Annotated in this window: 17 protein-coding genes; 6 read left to right on the forward strand and 11 right to left on the reverse strand. The window is 37.7% G+C overall.

Translation table 11 applies throughout. The features are described 5' to 3' along the window. Positions 1-22 precede the first annotated feature (22 nt). The 7 genes from ychF to ACS125_RS12030 form a co-directional block, all read right to left on the reverse strand. Positions 23-1,114 (reverse strand): redox-regulated ATPase YchF, encoded by a 1,092-nt coding sequence (gene ychF, locus ACS125_RS12000; RefSeq protein WP_002050104.1) that lies wholly within the window; start codon positions 1,112-1,114, stop codon positions 23-25. A 93-nt stretch (positions 1,115-1,207) separates the two neighbouring features. Beyond that, on the reverse strand, positions 1,208-1,867 hold the full coding sequence (locus ACS125_RS12005; protein ID WP_004792864.1) for a methionine ABC transporter permease: 660 nt from the start codon (positions 1,865-1,867) through the stop codon (positions 1,208-1,210). After that, the gene (locus ACS125_RS12010; RefSeq protein ID WP_443272346.1) at positions 1,848-2,924 is read right to left on the reverse strand and encodes a methionine ABC transporter ATP-binding protein; all 1,077 of its coding nucleotides are present in this window, start codon (positions 2,922-2,924) and stop codon (positions 1,848-1,850) included. The genes ACS125_RS12005 and ACS125_RS12010 overlap by 20 nt, the downstream gene beginning before the upstream one ends. A gap of 5 nt (positions 2,925-2,929) precedes the next feature. Beyond that, entirely contained in the window at positions 2,930-3,760 is an 831-nt protein-coding gene (locus ACS125_RS12015) for a MetQ/NlpA family ABC transporter substrate-binding protein (RefSeq protein WP_443272348.1), read from the reverse strand. A 14-nt stretch (positions 3,761-3,774) separates the two neighbouring features. Continuing rightward, complete coding sequence (locus ACS125_RS12020; protein WP_443272350.1) at positions 3,775-5,187, reverse strand: LLM class flavin-dependent oxidoreductase; 1,413 nt, start codon at positions 5,185-5,187, stop codon at positions 3,775-3,777. Continuing rightward, positions 5,187-6,410, reverse strand: a complete 1,224-nt coding sequence (locus ACS125_RS12025; protein WP_111853724.1) for an SfnB family sulfur acquisition oxidoreductase — start codon at positions 6,408-6,410, stop codon at positions 5,187-5,189. Before ACS125_RS12025 ends, ACS125_RS12020 begins: the two co-directional genes overlap by 1 nt. 12 nt (positions 6,411-6,422) lie before the next feature. Next, positions 6,423-7,658, reverse strand: a complete 1,236-nt coding sequence (locus ACS125_RS12030; protein WP_443272352.1) for an SfnB family sulfur acquisition oxidoreductase — start codon at positions 7,656-7,658, stop codon at positions 6,423-6,425. A gap of 345 nt (positions 7,659-8,003) precedes the next feature. Between ACS125_RS12030 and ACS125_RS12035 the strand changes: the two genes are divergently transcribed. The 5 genes from ACS125_RS12035 (at position 8,004) to ACS125_RS12055 (ending at position 12,571) form a co-directional block, all read left to right on the forward strand. Further along, positions 8,004-8,768: a glutathione S-transferase family protein gene (locus tag ACS125_RS12035; RefSeq protein WP_443272354.1), complete on the forward strand. Its 765-nt coding sequence runs from the start codon at positions 8,004-8,006 to the stop codon at positions 8,766-8,768. Positions 8,769-9,305: 537 nt separating this feature from the next. After that, positions 9,306-10,199, forward strand: coding sequence for an amino acid ABC transporter substrate-binding protein (locus tag ACS125_RS12040; protein ID WP_004792851.1), 894 nt, complete (start codon positions 9,306-9,308; stop codon positions 10,197-10,199). Between the two features lie 92 nt (positions 10,200-10,291). Continuing rightward, on the forward strand, positions 10,292-11,134 hold the full coding sequence (locus ACS125_RS12045; RefSeq protein ID WP_004792848.1) for an amino acid ABC transporter permease: 843 nt from the start codon (positions 10,292-10,294) through the stop codon (positions 11,132-11,134). Between the two features lie 2 nt (positions 11,135-11,136). After that, positions 11,137-11,814: an amino acid ABC transporter permease gene (locus tag ACS125_RS12050; protein WP_004792846.1), complete on the forward strand. Its 678-nt coding sequence runs from the start codon at positions 11,137-11,139 to the stop codon at positions 11,812-11,814. Between the two features lie 13 nt (positions 11,815-11,827). Further along, entirely contained in the window at positions 11,828-12,571 is a 744-nt protein-coding gene (locus ACS125_RS12055) for an amino acid ABC transporter ATP-binding protein (protein ID WP_004792844.1), read from the forward strand. 53 nt (positions 12,572-12,624) lie between these two features. Here the strand turns inward: ACS125_RS12055 and ACS125_RS12060 are convergent, their stop codons facing one another. Beyond that, positions 12,625-13,938 carry a DcaP family trimeric outer membrane transporter gene (locus ACS125_RS12060; protein WP_216069833.1) on the reverse strand — a complete coding sequence of 438 codons (1,314 nt, stop codon included), beginning with the start codon at positions 13,936-13,938 and terminating at the stop codon, positions 12,625-12,627. 344 nt (positions 13,939-14,282) lie between these two features. Between ACS125_RS12060 and ACS125_RS12065 the strand changes: the two genes are divergently transcribed. Then, positions 14,283-14,753 (forward strand): Lrp/AsnC family transcriptional regulator, encoded by a 471-nt coding sequence (locus ACS125_RS12065; protein ID WP_004642558.1) that lies wholly within the window; start codon positions 14,283-14,285, stop codon positions 14,751-14,753. Between the two features lie 44 nt (positions 14,754-14,797). On the opposite strand, the gene ACS125_RS12070 is transcribed toward ACS125_RS12065, so the two are convergent. The 3 genes from ACS125_RS12070 to ACS125_RS12080 form a co-directional block, all read right to left on the reverse strand. Beyond that, positions 14,798-15,547, reverse strand: a complete 750-nt coding sequence (locus ACS125_RS12070) for a YebC/PmpR family DNA-binding transcriptional regulator (RefSeq protein WP_005304550.1) — start codon at positions 15,545-15,547, stop codon at positions 14,798-14,800. A gap of 161 nt (positions 15,548-15,708) precedes the next feature. Next, the gene (locus ACS125_RS12075; RefSeq protein ID WP_004792837.1) at positions 15,709-16,254 is read right to left on the reverse strand and encodes a 1-acyl-sn-glycerol-3-phosphate acyltransferase; all 546 of its coding nucleotides are present in this window, start codon (positions 16,252-16,254) and stop codon (positions 15,709-15,711) included. Between the two features lie 173 nt (positions 16,255-16,427). Beyond that, positions 16,428-17,000, reverse strand: coding sequence for a TetR/AcrR family transcriptional regulator (locus tag ACS125_RS12080; RefSeq protein ID WP_238611142.1), 573 nt, complete (start codon positions 16,998-17,000; stop codon positions 16,428-16,430). Positions 17,001-17,105 lie beyond the last annotated feature (105 nt).

The raw sequence follows: 17,105 nt of genomic DNA on the forward strand, positions 1-17,105 counted from the left end.
TGGGGCTTTTTTTAGCTTTAACTTAAACGTTAAAACGGAAGTGCATTACATCACCATCTTGAACAACGTAAGTTTTACCTTCTAAACGCCATTTACCAGCTTCTTTAGCGCCGTTTTCACCGTTGTATTGTACGAAGTCGTCATATGCAACAACTTCAGCACGGATAAAGCCTTTTTCGAAGTCAGTATGAATCACACCAGCTGCTTGAGGAGCGGTTGCGCCAACTTTTACTGTCCATGCACGAACTTCTTGTACACCAGCAGTGAAATAAGTTTGTAAACCTAAAAGCGCATAACCTGCACGAATAACCACATTTAAACCTGGTTCTTCCATGCCCATTGCTTCTAAGAACTCAGCACGATCTTCATCTTCTAATAATGAAATTTCAGCTTCGATCTGGTTGCAAAGAGGAACAACGATAGCGTTTTCTTCAGCCGCTAGTTTTTTAACTGCTTCTAAGTGTGGGTTGTTTTCAAAACCATCTTCTGCAACGTTTGCAATATACATGGTTGGTTTTAAAGTCATTAAACCAAAACCACGAACTAATTTACGTTCGTCATCAGACAAATCAGCCGCGCGAGCTGGTTTACCTTCGTCAAGTAAAGGTTGGATTTTTTCTAAAACTGCTTTAGTTGCTACAGCTTCTTTGTCACCGCCTTTAGCAACTTTAGTTAAGCGTAAAATTGCTTTAGCAACAGTTTCAAGATCGGCAAGCGCAAGTTCAGTATTAATCGTTGCGATGTCGTCTAATGGATCAATTTTACCATTTACGTGAATTACGTTTTCGTCTTCGAAACAACGTACAACGTGTGCAATTGCATCAGTTTCACGGATGTTAGCAAGGAATTGGTTACCTAAGCCTTCACCTTTTGATGCGCCAGCAACAAGACCTGCAATGTCCACAAACTCCATTGTAGTTGGCAAAATACGTTGCGGCTTAACAATTGCTGCAAGTTTGTCTAAACGTGGATCTGGTACAGGAACAATACCTGTGTTTGGTTCAATGGTACAGAAAGGGAAGTTTTCCGCTGCAATCGCTGCTTTCGTTAATGCATTGAAAAGGGTAGATTTCCCTACGTTTGGCAGACCAACAATACCGCAATTAAAACCCATGAAAACCACTCACAAATGTGTAAATTAAAAATTGTCGCTGATTTTACATGAAAGCCATGACAAAGTCATGGCTAGAGCGGGGTTGTATTGCGTTTAAACTTTACGTTTATCAAGTTGCTGGGCTAATGCATCGCCAGTCGCTTGTACTAACATGACTAAAACAATGAGCACAAAAATTACAGCCAACATAATTTGCATATCAAAACGTTGATAACCATATCTATATGCGATGTCTCCTAGACCACCTGCACCAATAGCACCAGCAATCGCAGAGGAGTTAATCATAGTCACAATAGTCACGGTAAAGCCTGCCACAATACCCGGCAAAGCCTCTGGTAAAAGCACATGCCAAATAATTTGTTTACGGTTACAACCCATGGCCTGTGCAGCTTCAATTAAGCCTTGGTCGACTTCACGTAAGCTGACTTCTGCAATACGAGCAAAGAAGGGAATTGCCGCAATCGTCAATGGAACAACGGCTGCCCAAACGCCATAACTTGTACCCACAATCCAGCGAGTAAGCGGAATAAGTGCAACCATTAAAATTAGAAAGGGTACAGAGCGAGTAATGTTGATTACCCAACCCAAAGCTTGATTAATCTTTTGCGATGGGTGAATGCCGTGCTCAGAAGTGCTGACTAAAACAACAGCAATCGGTAAGCCAATTAAAAAAGCAATAAATGCAGATGCACCTACCATGAGTAAGGTATCTACAGTTCCAGTAATTAATAAATCAATGAGCTGGTCGTGCATAGCCAAGTACCTCAAATTGTGCAATTGCAGTTGATGCGTCTTGTCGTATAGATGAAAGATCAATTTCTACGTTGGGAATACCGACTAAAAGAGAACCAATAATGTGCCCTTGAATGGTATCGACCTGACTTTGATATAAATTGACGGGTGCTTTAAATCTAGCAAGTAGTTCTTGAATATCGGGTACTTGATGTGCTTCAGCCTCATATTTCAGTTTTACAATAATATGAGTCGAATCTTCATCGGGTAGAGGATTGATTTTAAAAGGCAGAGTGATCTGCTCAAGGTTTAACAATTCTTGAGTAATTTGTTGTTCTGGTCGTGAAAATACAGACCAGACTTGCCCAGCCTCTACAATTTCACCTTGGTCAATCACCACGACTTGATCGCATATTTCTCGAATGACCTGCATTTCGTGTGTGATGAGTACAATCGTTAGACCAAGTTCCTGATTAATCTTTTTAAGTAAAGCCAAAATAGTAGCGGTACTTTCTGGGTCAAGTGCTGAGGTTGCTTCATCACAAAGTAAAATTTCTGGGTGGTGAACAAGTGCACGTGCAATACCGACACGTTGCTTTTGTCCGCCTGAAAGTTGTGACGGGTAGTAACCAGACTTATCTGCTAGGCCTACGAGTGCTAGAACTTCATTTACACGTTGATCGATATCTGCTTTGTTGTAATTGGAAACTTTTAAGGGCAATGCCACATTTTCCCAGACCGTTTTTGCAGACATCAAATTGAAATGTTGAAAAATCATTCCAATTCGTTGGCGAGTTTGAATAAGCTCGGCATGACTCAATTCAGCAATGTTTTGTTGATGAATATGAATACTGCCTGTATTCACTTGTTCTAAGCCATTTAACGTGCGGAGTAAGGAAGATTTTCCGGCACCACTTTTACCAATAATGCCTAAAATCTTACCTTGAGGAATATCAAGGTTAATCTCTTTTAAAGCATGCAGTTTTTGACCCTGCGATTGGTAAAACTTATTTAAACCACGAATTTTGATATGAGGTAGAGAAAAATCAACTTGTGATCCAAAACTCACCATTGTCATTCTCCTTATTTCCACCCAGGGAACCAAAGTTTTGGCCCAATCTCAGCATCTAACACAGCTTTAACTTTTGGCGAGTTTTGATAGATATCAACAAATTTCTTTAATTTGTCGCCCTTGTCCTGATAGTCGTCACGTACTACAAACAAAATTGCATAACGTTTATTGGTATTGTCATCAAGTAAAAGAGCACTATCAGGATCAGCTGTTTTTGCTAAGCGTAAGTAGTGTGGGTATCCAAATGCCAAGTCAACATCATCAATTGCACGAGCAGTTTGCGGTCCTTCAACCTCAATGAATTGCAAGTTTTTAGGATTTGAAACAACATCTTTGAGTGCAGATAAATGATTGTTTGAATCTTTAAGCGTAATTAATTGAGCTTGCTGTAAAAGTAGTAGGGCACGACCTTGGTTCACAGGATCATTTGGAATGACTACACGTGCGTTTTGTGGCAATTCATCAAGGCTTTTGTATTTCTTTGAATAAAGGCCCACATGTGATGCTGCACCTACTGCAAATGCCTTTAATTTAAATCCAGTTTCTTTAATCGCATTGTCTAAGAAAGGCTGATGCTGGAAAAAGTTCGCATCAATATCCCCATGATTTAAAGTAATGTTTGGTGTATTCCAGTCAGAAAACTCAACCAGTTTCACATTTAAGCCTTGTTGCTTTGCTTCATCGGCAGCAGCTTGTAAGGTTTTTGCAAATGGTGGGCTAATGCCAATCACAAGTTCATTTGAGCCACTTTGACGGTGTTTATTCCAAAAGAATAAAGCAACAAAAAGGACTACAACGACTAAGCCTACGCCTAGCCATTTTTTAGAGGCTGTTTGAGCCATGTCTATCTCCAAATTTAAGCGGTTATTTCTTCAATTGTTGTTAGGTTTTTGCTGTTGTTATAGGGACTACATCGGAACGCTTGAACAGGGTGCTGTTCTGGTAATTGATCACCCCGATTAAAAATTTTGTTCCGCAGAGAACCCGTTTTATATGCAGTTTTATAACGACCACGTTGTTGTAGCTCAGGAATAACCAAGCGAATAAAGTCGTGGTGAGATTCAGGTGCAACGGTACGTGTCAAATTAAAGCCATCAATATCTGTTTCATCTAAAAGATGAATTAAGTATTCAGCAACTTCTTCGCCACTACCCACGATGAGGGGATAACGACCACCTAAAACATGCTGAGCTTTTAAATCATTTTTTGTGATTTGTTGCTCTTTAAATTTTTCTGTAATCGAAACAATACTGTTACTTTTCTGGTAAGGAATCGCTTCATCGTCGGTAAATTTACTTAAGTCAATACCAGTTGAACTCGCATAATGCGCTAAGCCAGCTTCAGGGTTTGCATACTGACGATATTCATTAAGTTTCTGTACAGCCAGATCATGTGTTTCGGCAACAACAACGGTTATGCCAACAAAGACTTTAATGTCATCCGCTGAACGGCCTTGCTGTTCGGCAAGAGCACGAATCTTTTTCACCTGTTCGCGAATTTTTTCGGGTTTGTCGCCGCCAATAAATACACATTCAGCATGACGAGTAGCAAACTGCATACCTTTGGGTGAAGCGCCTGCTTGAAATAGAGTGGGAGTACGTTGCATAGAAGGAGACACCTGAAACACACCTTCACTCTGGTAATACTTTCCATGGTGGTGAATAGTGTGCACTTTGGATGGGTCTGTAAAAACGCGCCGTGCTTTATCTTTTTTAACTGCGTCGTTTTCCCAAGAACCTTCCCAATATTTGTAGCAAAGTTCTAAAAACTCTTCGGCTTGTTCATAGCGAGCATCGTGGTCTTTTAAACCTTTTTGGCCAATTAGACGTTCTGCACTATCTAGATAACCTGTCACGATATTCCAGCCAATACGACCTTGAGTTAAATGGTCAAGACTCGCAAAGCGGCGGGCAAATTGATACGGATGCTCATAGCTTAAGTTCACAGTAACCCCAAAACTTAAATTTTGAGTGACTGCTGCCATAGCTGAAATGAGTGTAGATGGGTCATGGCTTGGAAGTTGAATAGACTCTTTTAAAGTGAGATCTATACCGTTTTGATAGACGTCATACACACCTGTAATATCGGCAATAAACAAGCCATCAAATAAACCACTTTCTAAGGTTTTAGCTTGTTCTGTCCAATAGCTTAGTTCATTAAATCGGTGTGATTCATCACGTGGATGTGTCCATAAGCCATGATTGATATGCCCGACACAGTTCATATCAAAGGCATTAAGTAAAATTTCTTTCGCTTTAAAATCTGTCATTACAATGTCCCCCGACGAGGTGGTAGAACACCGTTAAGAACATAGTTCCCAATAAAGTAATATTTCCAGCGTGCAGCGTCATGTAACGTATGTACGCGTGCATTGCGCCAGAAACGGTCTAAACCATCTTGTGACTGACTTCCACGACTACCAGCAAGTTCAATCAGTTTCGATGATGCTTTGAGAGCTGTATCGCTACTATGAGCACGTACTTTGGCCACATCGATGGATGCTTTTGCAATGCTTTCAGGTGTGGTTTCAATTTTTGCGGCATCAATTGATTGCGCTGCCTGTTTTAATAACACTTCACTTGCTCGTACATCTACGGCAATGCGTCCTAATTCATAAATCGTTAAAGGATCTTGGTTGGCCGTTTCTACATTTGAGTCAATCCATGGGCGGGCTTGATGCACTCTTTGCAAGCTTTCTTCAAAGGCTCCACGTGCAATGCCTACCTCAATTGATGCATGCATAATTTGGGCAAAAGGGCCCACTAAGGTTGGTTGTAAAAATGCAGTATCAAAAGGAATAACATCATCCGCATCTACAAAAACCTGATCAAATTTAACTGTGCCACTGCCTGTGGTTTTCTGTCCAAAGCCAGACCAGTCATCTACAAGCTTTAGACCTTGTGAACCACTTTTTACAAATGCCAGATACTCTCGACCTGCATCATCTAAAACTAAGGTTGGAATACGGTGAGCAAATAAACTTCCTGTGCAGTAAAACTTTTCACCCTGAATCAAATACCCATTTTCGTGAGGACGGATATTGGTTTGTTTATGAGTTGAAGTTTTGGTTTTAAACTCAGCAAGCGCATTACCAAAGCGAGTGCCATTTAACACTTCGCCATATAAACGTTGTTTTTGAGCTTCTGTGCCTGTATTGCGCAATACTTCTAAAGCGTAAAAATGGTTTTGTGGAATTTGTCCGATTGAACCATCTGCACCGCTTAAAAGTGCAATCACTTTAGCAACAGTATGACTTGAAACTTCGGCACCGCCATATTGCTTTGGCACTGTAATTGCCCAAAGCCCTGATTGGCTTAAAGCATCGATTTCGGTATACGGTAAAATTCGTTTAGAGTCTCGTTCAACTGCGGTTTTTTTAAATTGCTCAGCAAACTGTTTTGCAACTTCTAAAGCTTCAGCATCATTTTGAATAATGTGTGCTTGGCCAGATGCCGATGTTTGTTTTGTTTGAACCGATTGATATGAAGTCATGATAATTTCTCCTTAAATCCAGGCATGGCGGGCAGGGAAATGACCATTAAGGTAATAATTGCCAATAGCATGTAATTTCCAGCGAACAGGGTCGTGTAAAGTATGTACACGGGCATTTCGCCAATGTTGATCTAAATTGTGTTGGCTTAAACTTGAACGGCTACCGCCCAGTTCCAGCAATTTTTCAGAAATTTGTAGAGCAGTATCATTGGCATAGACTTTCGCTTCAGCAACCAAAATTGAAGCTTTTGCAACTTGTTCATCAGTCACAGTTTGAAGTTGGTCAAGTTCATCTAAATATTCAGCAGCTTCATCGAGTAATAAAATGGCCGCGTCGAGCAAAATATTTAACTTACCCACTTCTTGTAGGGTGTAATGTTCAAAGCTGGCTTTTTCAACATTTGCATCAATAATTGGACGTGCTTTATGAATAGTCGATAAAGTATCGTCAAAAGCGGCTTCCGCTATACCTACATCAATTGCAACTTGTAATAACTGAGAATAAGCACCCCGATAAGTAGGGGCTTTAGTTAATAAGCGTTCATCAAAAATGAGATCTGGATTAACTTCAACGTTATTTAATTTAACTGTACCACTCGCTGTAGTACGCTGACCAAAGCCATTCCAGTCATTAATGACTTCAATGCCTTGAGCATCTCGGTTAACAATGACTAAAACGACATGGCCCTCAGGATGAATGGCTTTAATTGCAAGCCAATGTGCAAAACTTGTACCTGTCGAATAAAACTTTTCACCGTTTAAAATATATTTGCCATTTTCAATTTGAAGTGTGGTTTCTAAAGTTTTTGAGTCATGGGTATTTCGTTCGGGACCACCGTTGGCAAGACGTTTACCAGCTAATATTTCTGAAAAGATAAATTGTTTTTGTTGTTCTGTGCCCATAATTTCGATCAGGTTTAAAAGGCTAATCTGATTTTGTGGAATCTGACCAACGTTCGCATCACCTTTACTTAAAATACGGAAAACTTGAGCTAGTGTTTTATTGGAAACAAAAGCTCCGCCATATTTTTTCGCAATTCGAATTCCGCCTAAGCCTTTTTGGCTAAAGCTTTCAATTTGCTCATGCGGTAATAAGCGTTGTTGATCACGTGTATTACGACCCTCTAAAGCATAATCAGCCACTTGATAAGCAGCATTAATGGCTTGTTGATCATTTTGAATGATTTGGACGTATGCCGTCGTTTTAGATAGAGAATTAGACATAATGACACCTTGTATTGCTGTCATTACCTTACAAAAGAAATATTTTTCCACTAAACGAGGACTTATGCTCAGCTTATGAAATAAAGTGCAAAGCATTTTTTTTGATTTTTAATGGAGAAATATAGATATTAAAAGTATTTATAAATCAATAAATTATAGTTTTTATGCGTAAAGCTGATAATAAAATTAGTTTTAATATGAAAAAGAGCTATAAGTACGGTAAAAAAAGATATAAAAAATATAGACCTAACTGTCAGCAAAAAATGAGCACAATATCCATTGTTTTAAATAAAAATAGCTTCTAAAGTATCTACTTACCATCGACCATTTTTGTACAAATAGTCAAATAAAAATAAACGTGGAGATTTTATGCGGGTTTTGTATCAGTTTCCTTTGTCCCATTATTGTGAGAAAGCTCGCTGGTTGTTAGACCATAAAGAACTTGATTATGTGGCTCATAACTTAATTCCAGGATTTCATCGTGCTTTTGCACAACTCAAAACAGGCCAAAATTTATTGCCAATTTTGAAAGATGACCATCAATGGATTGCTGAATCAACCAAGATTGCACTTTATCTGGATGATACCTACCCAGAACACGCGCTTTTGCGTCGTGATGAGCAACTTAGACAACAAACTCTTAAAATTGATAGTTTAGCTGATGAGCTTGGTATACATGTACGCCGTTGGGCTCTAGCTCATACATTGGCGCAAGGAGACCATGCTTTAGAAATTATGATGGGTGAACAAGGCTATTTACGCCAGTTTGAGAAAATATCGAAGCCTTTTCTCAAAACCCTTGTAAAGAAGAACTATAAACTTGAAGAGGAGTTGGTGGGTCAGTCCAAAGAGCAGATGGATGAACTCATAAATGAACTCAATAACTGCTTAATAGAAAATCAGGCACGTTATATGGTGGGCGATCGCTTAAGTCTAGCTGATATTTCTGTGTGTTCTATGCTTGCACCACTATTAGAGGTGAAGGGTACGCCATGGGAGCGTGAAGAAGCAGAAGAAGTTTCTAAGGAATGGAGCAACTATCAAAAATATTTGCTTGATTTACCTCTAGGCCAATATGTTTTAAGAATATATCAAACCGAAAGAAACGCACGCGTAGATTGGCGAGGAATTTAAACTTTATAAAAAGCCCTGATTTTATCAGGGCTTTTTTGTAATATTTCTAAGGTCAGTTATTAACTTAAATATTACTATCAATTTTCTAAATGCTTTTTATTAAAACATTTATATATATTATTTTGCTGTGGGAATTTCTTCATTTAGCTCATTATTCAACTTTAGTCTAAATACTTAATAATTTTAATTTTTATGTTTTTTCACAAAATACAATTTTTTTTAAAACAGTTTTTAGCTGAAGTTAAGCCACTTTATTGTGCATATGTTTACATTGTAATCAATAATTGCCACATTAAAGTGTAAATAGATGAGCTTAATAATAGACAGAAGATTAAAACATAGATTAAAGTAGAAACATGTTAGCAGTTTTAAAGGTATTAACTCTGCAAAACAGACTGAATAAAATAAGTGAAGCAAATGGATGTGTCCTACTTGGAAAAGTTGGCGCGATAATTGCAATTTAATAATAAATCACTCTATTACTCTATATGAATGATTCTATAGATAAATAGAGAGAATGATCATCAAGGAGTTCTTATGAAACGTTCTGCAACCTCTCTCATTGTTTCAACATTTATGCTTTGTACGGTTGGCGCTACTTCTCAAATTCAGGCAGCAGATACATTAGCTAAAATTAAAAGTACCGGAAAAATCGTTATTGGCCACCGAGAATCTTCTGACCCAATTTCATATGTTGTTGCAGGTAAACCAGTAGGTTATGCAGTCGATATCTGTAACCAGTTTGCAAATGACATTAAAAAAGAATTGAAAATGCCTGGGCTAAAAGTTGAATACAAGGCAGTAACTTCATCAACACGTATTCCTGAACTTTTAGCAGGTAATATTGATATGGAATGTGGTACGACCACAAACTCTAAGCAACGCCAAGAACAAGTGGGCTTCTCAACAAACTACTATGCGACAGAAGTACGTATGGCAGTTAAAGCGAACTCAGGCATTAAGAGTTTGGCAGATTTAAATGGCAAGGCAGTTGTAACAACTCAAGGCACAACATCTGATAAATACATCAAGATGAATGAAAAAGGCCAAGCGCTTAATATCCAAAATATCTATGGTAAAGATCATTCTGACTCGTTTGCAATGATGGCGTCAGGCCGTGCTGCTGCATTTGTTATGGATGATAATATTTTAGCTGGCTTAGTTGCTAAATCTTCTACACCTAAAGCTTTCGCAATTGTTGGTCCAGTACTTTCATCAGAGCCTTATGGCATTATGCTGGCTAAAGGTGATACAAAATTCAAAGCGATTGCTGACCGTACTGTAAATAATCTATGGAAAACTGGTCAAATGGACGCTTTATATAAGAAGTGGTTCTTATCGCCAATTCCACCAAAAAATACAAATTTGAACATGCCACAAAGTTCATCTTATAAAAAACTAAAAGCTCACCCAACAGATGCAGGGATCTAACAAGATCTTTTTGTCCTAAATTTACTTAAGCAAGTGAGACTCACTTGCTTAAGCGGTCTATTTTCCTAAAGATATTCATTTAAGGGGCAAACATGTCAGTCGGCTCGCTAAACTGGACTATATTCTGTGCGGAGTCTAATGAATATGGTGTCGATAAAGCCGCATGGGCAGAATCAGTCTGTAGAGTAATTGGTAGTACAAGCTACAATGCTCATGCTGAAGCGCCCACATGGTTACAAATGTTAGGTTCAGGCGTCTTTACTATGGTTTGGACAGCTGTTATAGCCTTTCTTATCGCATTTTTATTAGGTTCTCTCCTAGGGGTAATTCGTACATTACCTAACAAACCTCTCGCATTTATTGGCAATTGTTACGTTGAAATCTTCCGTAATATTCCACTTATTGTACAGCTATTCTTCTGGGCATTTGTTTTTCCGGAATTCTTACCAGACAGCTTAAGTGCAGGCAGTGGGGACGTGGTTGCAGGTGGATGGTGGAAAAATATTTTAAATCAGCAACCTGCAGTTATTGGTGTTTTTGCATTAGGTCTTTACACTGCTGCGCGTGTATCTGAACACATACGTGCCGGTATTAATACTGTTTCTCGTGGACAAAAGTTCGCAGCTTCTGCAATGGGTTTTACCACTGCACAAAGCTATCGTTATGTTATTTTACCTGTTGCATATCGTACAGTGTGGCCAACGATTACTTCTGAAGCAATGAACGTTTTCAAGAACTCGGCTGTTTTATATGCTTTGAGTGTTTTGAACTTCTTCGCTTATACAAAAACCATGCGGGAAGAAACTTCTCAGGACATCATTATTCTTATTCTATCTACGCCTGTTTATTTAATTATTACTTATAGTATTAAATTTATCATGGCATGGATTGAGAAACGAATGGCTGTGCCTGGCTTAGGTTCAGGAGGGAAGTAATTATGGATTTTTCTTTATTACATAACCCTGATGTGATCGCGGCACTCAAAGAAGGTTTCATTTTTACCCTGACCGTGACTGTATTGGCCATGATGGGCGGTATCCTAATCGGAACCCCATTGGCAATGATGCGTTTATCAAGCAATGCCATCGCAAGTAATTTCGCAAAATTTTATGTCGATCTGTTTCGTGGTATTCCACTGATTCAGGTGATCTTTATTTTCTACTTTTTGTTGCCAAAAATATTTGAGTTTCAATCTGATACGTATTGGGGACCATTGTTTTCAAGTGTTGTGACTTTTGCTATTTTTGAAGCTGCATTTTTCTCGGAAATTGTACGTTCCGGAATTCAGTCTATTTCAAGAGGTCAGGTCAATGCAGGCTATGCGCTAGGTTTTACCTATGGTCAATCAATGCGCTATGTAGTTTTACCTCAAGCCTTTCGTAACATGCTCCCAGTATTGTTAACTCAAACAATTATTTTATTTCAGGATATCTCATTAGTTTATGTGATTAGTGCACCAGACTTTTTAGGTCGTGCAGATACATTGGCCAATACATATGGTCCTGAAACGAAAGCAACATTCTATTTAATCGTCGCTGTAGTTTACTTCTGTAGTTCGTTTGTGCTGTCGCAATTAGTCAAACGCTTACAGCAAAAAATTGCCATCATTCGCTAATTGGAGATTTTAAATGCCAATGATAGACATCCAACATATCTCTAAATGGTATGGTGATTTTCAGGTTTTAACAGATTGCACGACGAGTATTGAAAAAGGTGATGTCGTTGTTGTTTGCGGACCGTCTGGTTCCGGAAAATCAACACTCATTAAAACAGTAAATGCGTTAGAACCATTTCAACAAGGCGATATTATTGTTGATGGAGTTTCTCTGAAAGATCCAAAAACGGATCTTGCTAAATTCCGTTCACGCGTAGGAATGGTCTTTCAACACTTTGAACTTTTTCCACACATGACTGTTTTGGAAAATTTAACCATTGCTCAAGTTAAAGTGTTAAAGCGTTCAGTTGCCGATGCTCGTGAAAAAGGTTTGAAATATTTAGAGCGTGTAGGTTTACTTGCACATAAAGATAAGTTTCCAGGTCAATTGTCTGGGGGCCAGCAACAACGTGTAGCGATTGCTCGGGGCTTGTCCATGGACCCAATCTGTATGTTGTTTGATGAACCAACTTCTGCACTTGACCCAGAAATGGTAGGTGAAGTACTTGAAGTAATGGTGCAACTTGCACATGAAGGTATGACCATGATGTGTGTGACACATGAAATGGGTTTTGCTAAAAGAGTATCTAACCGTCTAATTTTTATGGATGAAGGTAAGATTTTAGAAGACTGTCCAACGCATGAATTCTTTGATAATTTAGATGCTCGCCACGAGCGCGCGAAGCTCTTTTTAGAAAAAATTCAAGCCATGCACTAATACTATTAATAAAAAAAGAGCCTTTTGAAAGGCTCTTTTTTTACATCCAAATTTTAGAAACTATATTTTGCTAATAAATTGACGCGAGAGTAATCACCTTTATCGCCTGCAAAAGTTTCTCGTTGGCCGTAGGTATATTCTGCACCTAAATCAATATTTTTAACCGGATTCCAGATTAAATTGACCAAAGCATTATAAATTTCTTTGTTATAGCTGGTGCTGGTCAAATTGCTATTTGCATAGATGCTATCATCTTTGTATTGAATACCACCTATTGCAAAAGTAGAGCGGAGGATAGGACTCCATTTTCGTTGATAGCCAATAACAGCACTATCAAATTCACCTAGATTAATATCCTGAGTTGTTGTGTCATAGGCATAAGCTGAGTTGCTATAAAGTAAATAGCGGCCATCTCCTTTAACATGATAGTAGTTAGCAACCACGCTATCTTGAGGTGTTAAATCATATTTACCACCAACGCCTACACCCCAACCGAATTTTTCTTCTGAAGCACTATCTTTGGGAGCAACACGGTTTTCATGGGCAAGACCATGTAACTGTAATAGGCCTTTATTATCCGTAGTTTTGAAATCATATCGTGCTGTTAAAGCAGGAAAGCGGCTTCCACCGGCAGCATTACCAGCTTTTTCAACATCACCACCTTCTAAGGCAACTAATATTTTCTGTTGTGCATTAATTGGCTGAGTGTACCTAACTTGTACTGTACGTGTAGTACCTGTACCAATAGCGCCATTAAAATCTACTGTTTCTGGTGATGTATCAGTGTTTACAAAAGGTGAGGTGGTTTGACCAGCTAACCATTTTCCTAAAGACATATATGCATGGCGAACACGGAAGGTACCATTACCATTATCGCCATTTCCGCCCATGAAATCGGCTTCAATTTTTCCGGTTAAATCTCCGTACTGAGTAGGTCGAGTAATGTCTAGACCAATTCTTGAAGTTGCAGCAGATACATTTAGTGAGTCTTGTTTTGGATCATCTTTATTTAATGGATAGTTAGCGCCATTTGAAATGCTGCCATTTGAACCTTTAAAGTCATAGGTTGCATCTGCGCGGACACTACCATAAAGCTTAACTTGGGTTTGCCCATCGGTCATAGCCATCCAACCTGGTTTTGATACAGGAGGTGTAGGATTAGCTGGTGCTACGGGAATTGTTGTTGGAGCACTAACCGACAAAGCTGATTTTTGTTGATCAGATAGTTTCTGGACGAGTTGTTTTAACTCCTTTACTTCATCACGTAAGGCGTTAACTTCTGCATCTGTAGCGGCATGCACAGGCATCGTCACGCTAATTACGCCTAAAGAACTCATTGCTAGCACTAGTGTTTTGATCTTATTCACAGGAACTCCCCGACATGGATAAAAATTTTCCTGCAAATACATAACAATAATAATGCCAACTTTAAGAATTTAGAAAAATAGTCAAATTTCTATAATTATCATTGGTCTACGTTCTAATAATGGGGCGAGTAATATCTTATATTGAAAAAAATAAATAAGGGAGTGAAATTAACTTTCTAAAATGCGCCATATGCTCCATTATTTGCACGGTTAAAATGCATAACTGCAATAAAATGTGTAAAAGGAATAAACGTTTTAGCTATTTTTAAACCTTTGTATTTTAAATGCAGATGAGTTGTATAGGGTATACTGTCGTCACTGTAAAATTCTGGCTGGAGATAACAATGGAGTTAGATCGTTTTGATAAACAAATTCTAGAAATTTTGTCTCATGAAGACTTAAATTTGAATGAACTTTCAGAACGGATCAATCTGTCAGTCAGTTCTGTGCATCGCCGGATTAAGCATCTGATTGAAGCCAACGTTATGGGGCAGCTCAAAAGGGAAATTAATTTTAGTAAACTTGGATTTACCTTACACATCTTATTGCAAGTTTCATTGAGTAAGCATGACACCGAAACATTTGATAAGTTTCTTTCTGAAATAGAAGCAATTCCAGAAGTGACCAATGCATTTCTCGTGACAGGGCAAAGTGCCGATTTTATTTTAGAACTTGTAGCACGTAACATGGATGACTACAGTGAAATTTTATTAAGACGTATTGGAAAAATTGACAATGTTGTTGCATTGCATTCCAGCTTTGTTATTAAAAAATATAATGTTTTTAACTGCTATAACTTACTCAATAAACTATAAAAAAACGCACCATTTGGTGCGTTTTTTTAATTCAAATATTTGATTTAGGCATCAAGTTGAGCCAAAACCTCATCTGTGAACTCAACGTTAGTATAAACGTTTTGTACATCATCAAGATCTTCAAACATATCAATCATTTTAAGAATTTGTTTTGCTTGGTCGACATCAGTAATTTCAGCTTTAGTTGATGGACTCATAACCACTTCTGCGTTGTCAGATTTTAAACCAGCAGCAGTTAGAGCATCTTGAACTTCACCAAAAGTTTCTGGTGAAGTGATTACCAAAATTTCATCTTCTGAAACTTCAATATCTTCAGCACCAGCTTCTAGAGCAATTTCCATGATTTTGTCTTCTAAAGAAACATCTTCAAAAGTAATTTCACCACGTTTAGTAAATAGATAAGCCACAGAACCCGCAGTTCCTAGGTTACCATTCGTTTTACTAAAACAGTGACGTACATCTGGTACTGTACGGTTTAAGTTATCTGTCATTGTCTCAACAAGAACAGCAACACCGCCAACACCATAACCTTCGTAAGTTACTTCTTTTAAATCATCATTATCTTCACCACCGGCACCACGTTGGATTGCACGGTTGATGGTGTCACGTGTCATATTAACTGAAAGAGCTTTTTCAACTACTGCACGCAAACGAGGGTTACTAGCAGCATCTCCACCACCAAGTTTGGCAGCAGTCACAATTTCACGAATATATTTAGTAAAAACTTTACCGCGACTTGCATCTTGTTTCGCTTTACGATGCTTAATATTGGCCCATTTAGAATGACCCGCCATGGACGTGAACTCCAAAAAAAGAAAATGCAAAAGTGCTGGAATATTAGCATAGGCTTGGTTTTGTTGAAAACTGTTGCCCTGCGTTTTGTTAGCCAATTGAATAAGAATAATAACGTTAAGGCCTAATGAGTGAGATTAGGCCGAATCAAATCCAATTTGATCTAGTTAATTTTGACATCTATGTCAAATTGCGCATATAGCTCTTTAATGGTTTCTAAATCTTTTTGTAAGTCTGTTGGATAAATTTTGCCTAGAATCCCGCCTTGTTTGCTTCGGGCGTTGGCATACATGAGTACAATTGGAACATTAGCAGCTTTCGCAATATGCCAAAAACCTGTACGGATAGGTTTACGTTCTGAACCATCTTTCGCCCGAGTAGCTTCTGGAGCAATCACCAAGTTAAAAGTTTCATGAGTTTGAAATTGTTCAACCATTTGAGAAACAATATCTTTACTCGCTTTGCGATCAACTGGAATGCCACCAAGTTTTTCTAAAACTGGCTTAAGGGGACCCTTAAAAAGTTCTTTCTTTATTAAAGTATGAATCTTAATGTCTAAAATTTGGAAGAGAGCAATAGAGAGCACTGCATCTAGATTTGAGGTATGTTCAAATCCAATAATAACTTGTTTTTTTTCAAGAATTTTAGGATCTACATTATAGGTCCAACCAGCAGCTTTAAAGATAGAGTTAGCTAGAAATTTTTTCATAGATCAGTGCAAGGTGATAAATTTGCAGGATTCTAATATGAGTTTGTAAAAAAGCCTAGAAAAATTATGAAAGCTAAAGTAGCCAATTAAAAATGAACATTATCTAAGCTTGAAGATTTAAAAAGTTCTTTTTTATTTTTCTTTAAACATAATAAACTTAGATAATTTTAAAATTAAGAAATCTGTTGAGGTATTTCTTCATTAATTAAAAACTCAATATACTGCCAAATTTTTTCAGCATTAATTAGTTTTTTATCTGTTGTTCCATCAATAATCATTCCATCAATAATAGAAATAATGATATGAGTAAGCGGAGTAGGGTTTTCTATACCTAATTGAGTGAGCTGATCTTGTAATAAATGAGTTAACCACTTTGTATACTCGTAAAATGGTTCACGGATTGAAGTATATTGTTTAGATACTTCAATAAATGCTTTTTTAAATAAGCAACCATTAAATGTTTCGCTATTGATCCATTCAATATACCAATTAAAAATAATATGAATTTTCTCAAGCGGGTTAGCATCTTGACGTAAATTTAATTGTTCATTAATTGAATTTTGAATATTTAAGTTTCTATGTTGCAAACACTCCATAATTAAATTTTCTTTTGAAGGAAAATATTTATAAAAGGTCATCTTTGCAACATTAGATTCAGCAATAATACGGTCAACACCAGTTGCATTGTAGCCAATCTGATTAAATAAATTTAAAGCAGTATTTATAATATCTTCTTTTTTTGACATTACTATTCCATATAGTTAGAACTAATTATAACTTAATCGAAAAATTAAAATTTTAATATCAATGATCATAATAAAAAAAGGGCTTGGATTCAAGTTGATATTGTG

The organism is Acinetobacter sp. PFS20 (genome assembly GCF_052261015.1).
GTDB lineage: Bacteria > Pseudomonadota > Gammaproteobacteria > Pseudomonadales > Moraxellaceae > Acinetobacter.

Bases quoted from the DNA above. Each gene is read 5' to 3' on its own strand.
- ychF (WP_002050104.1), bottom strand. From the start codon at position 1,114: ATGGGTTTTAATTGCGGTATTGTTGGTCTGCCAAACGTAGGGAAATCT.
- ACS125_RS12005 (WP_004792864.1), bottom strand. From the start codon at position 1,867: ATGCACGACCAGCTCATTGATTTATTAATTACTGGAACTGTAGATACC.
- ACS125_RS12010 (WP_443272346.1), bottom strand. From the start codon at position 2,924: ATGACAATGGTGAGTTTTGGATCACAAGTTGATTTTTCTCTACCTCAT.
- ACS125_RS12015 (WP_443272348.1), bottom strand. From the start codon at position 3,760: ATGGCTCAAACAGCCTCTAAAAAATGGCTAGGCGTAGGCTTAGTCGTT.
- ACS125_RS12020 (WP_443272350.1), bottom strand. From the start codon at position 5,187: ATGACAGATTTTAAAGCGAAAGAAATTTTACTTAATGCCTTTGATATG.
- ACS125_RS12025 (WP_111853724.1), bottom strand. From the start codon at position 6,410: ATGACTTCATATCAATCGGTTCAAACAAAACAAACATCGGCATCTGGC.
- ACS125_RS12030 (WP_443272352.1), bottom strand. From the start codon at position 7,658: ATGACAGCAATACAAGGTGTCATTATGTCTAATTCTCTATCTAAAACG.
- ACS125_RS12035 (WP_443272354.1), top strand. From the start codon at position 8,004: ATGCGGGTTTTGTATCAGTTTCCTTTGTCCCATTATTGTGAGAAAGCT.
- ACS125_RS12040 (WP_004792851.1), top strand. From the start codon at position 9,306: ATGAAACGTTCTGCAACCTCTCTCATTGTTTCAACATTTATGCTTTGT.
- ACS125_RS12045 (WP_004792848.1), top strand. From the start codon at position 10,292: ATGTCAGTCGGCTCGCTAAACTGGACTATATTCTGTGCGGAGTCTAAT.
- ACS125_RS12050 (WP_004792846.1), top strand. From the start codon at position 11,137: ATGGATTTTTCTTTATTACATAACCCTGATGTGATCGCGGCACTCAAA.
- ACS125_RS12055 (WP_004792844.1), top strand. From the start codon at position 11,828: ATGCCAATGATAGACATCCAACATATCTCTAAATGGTATGGTGATTTT.
- ACS125_RS12065 (WP_004642558.1), top strand. From the start codon at position 14,283: ATGGAGTTAGATCGTTTTGATAAACAAATTCTAGAAATTTTGTCTCAT.
- ACS125_RS12070 (WP_005304550.1), bottom strand. From the start codon at position 15,547: ATGGCGGGTCATTCTAAATGGGCCAATATTAAGCATCGTAAAGCGAAA.
- ACS125_RS12075 (WP_004792837.1), bottom strand. From the start codon at position 16,254: ATGAAAAAATTTCTAGCTAACTCTATCTTTAAAGCTGCTGGTTGGACC.
- ACS125_RS12080 (WP_238611142.1), bottom strand. From the start codon at position 17,000: ATGTCAAAAAAAGAAGATATTATAAATACTGCTTTAAATTTATTTAAT.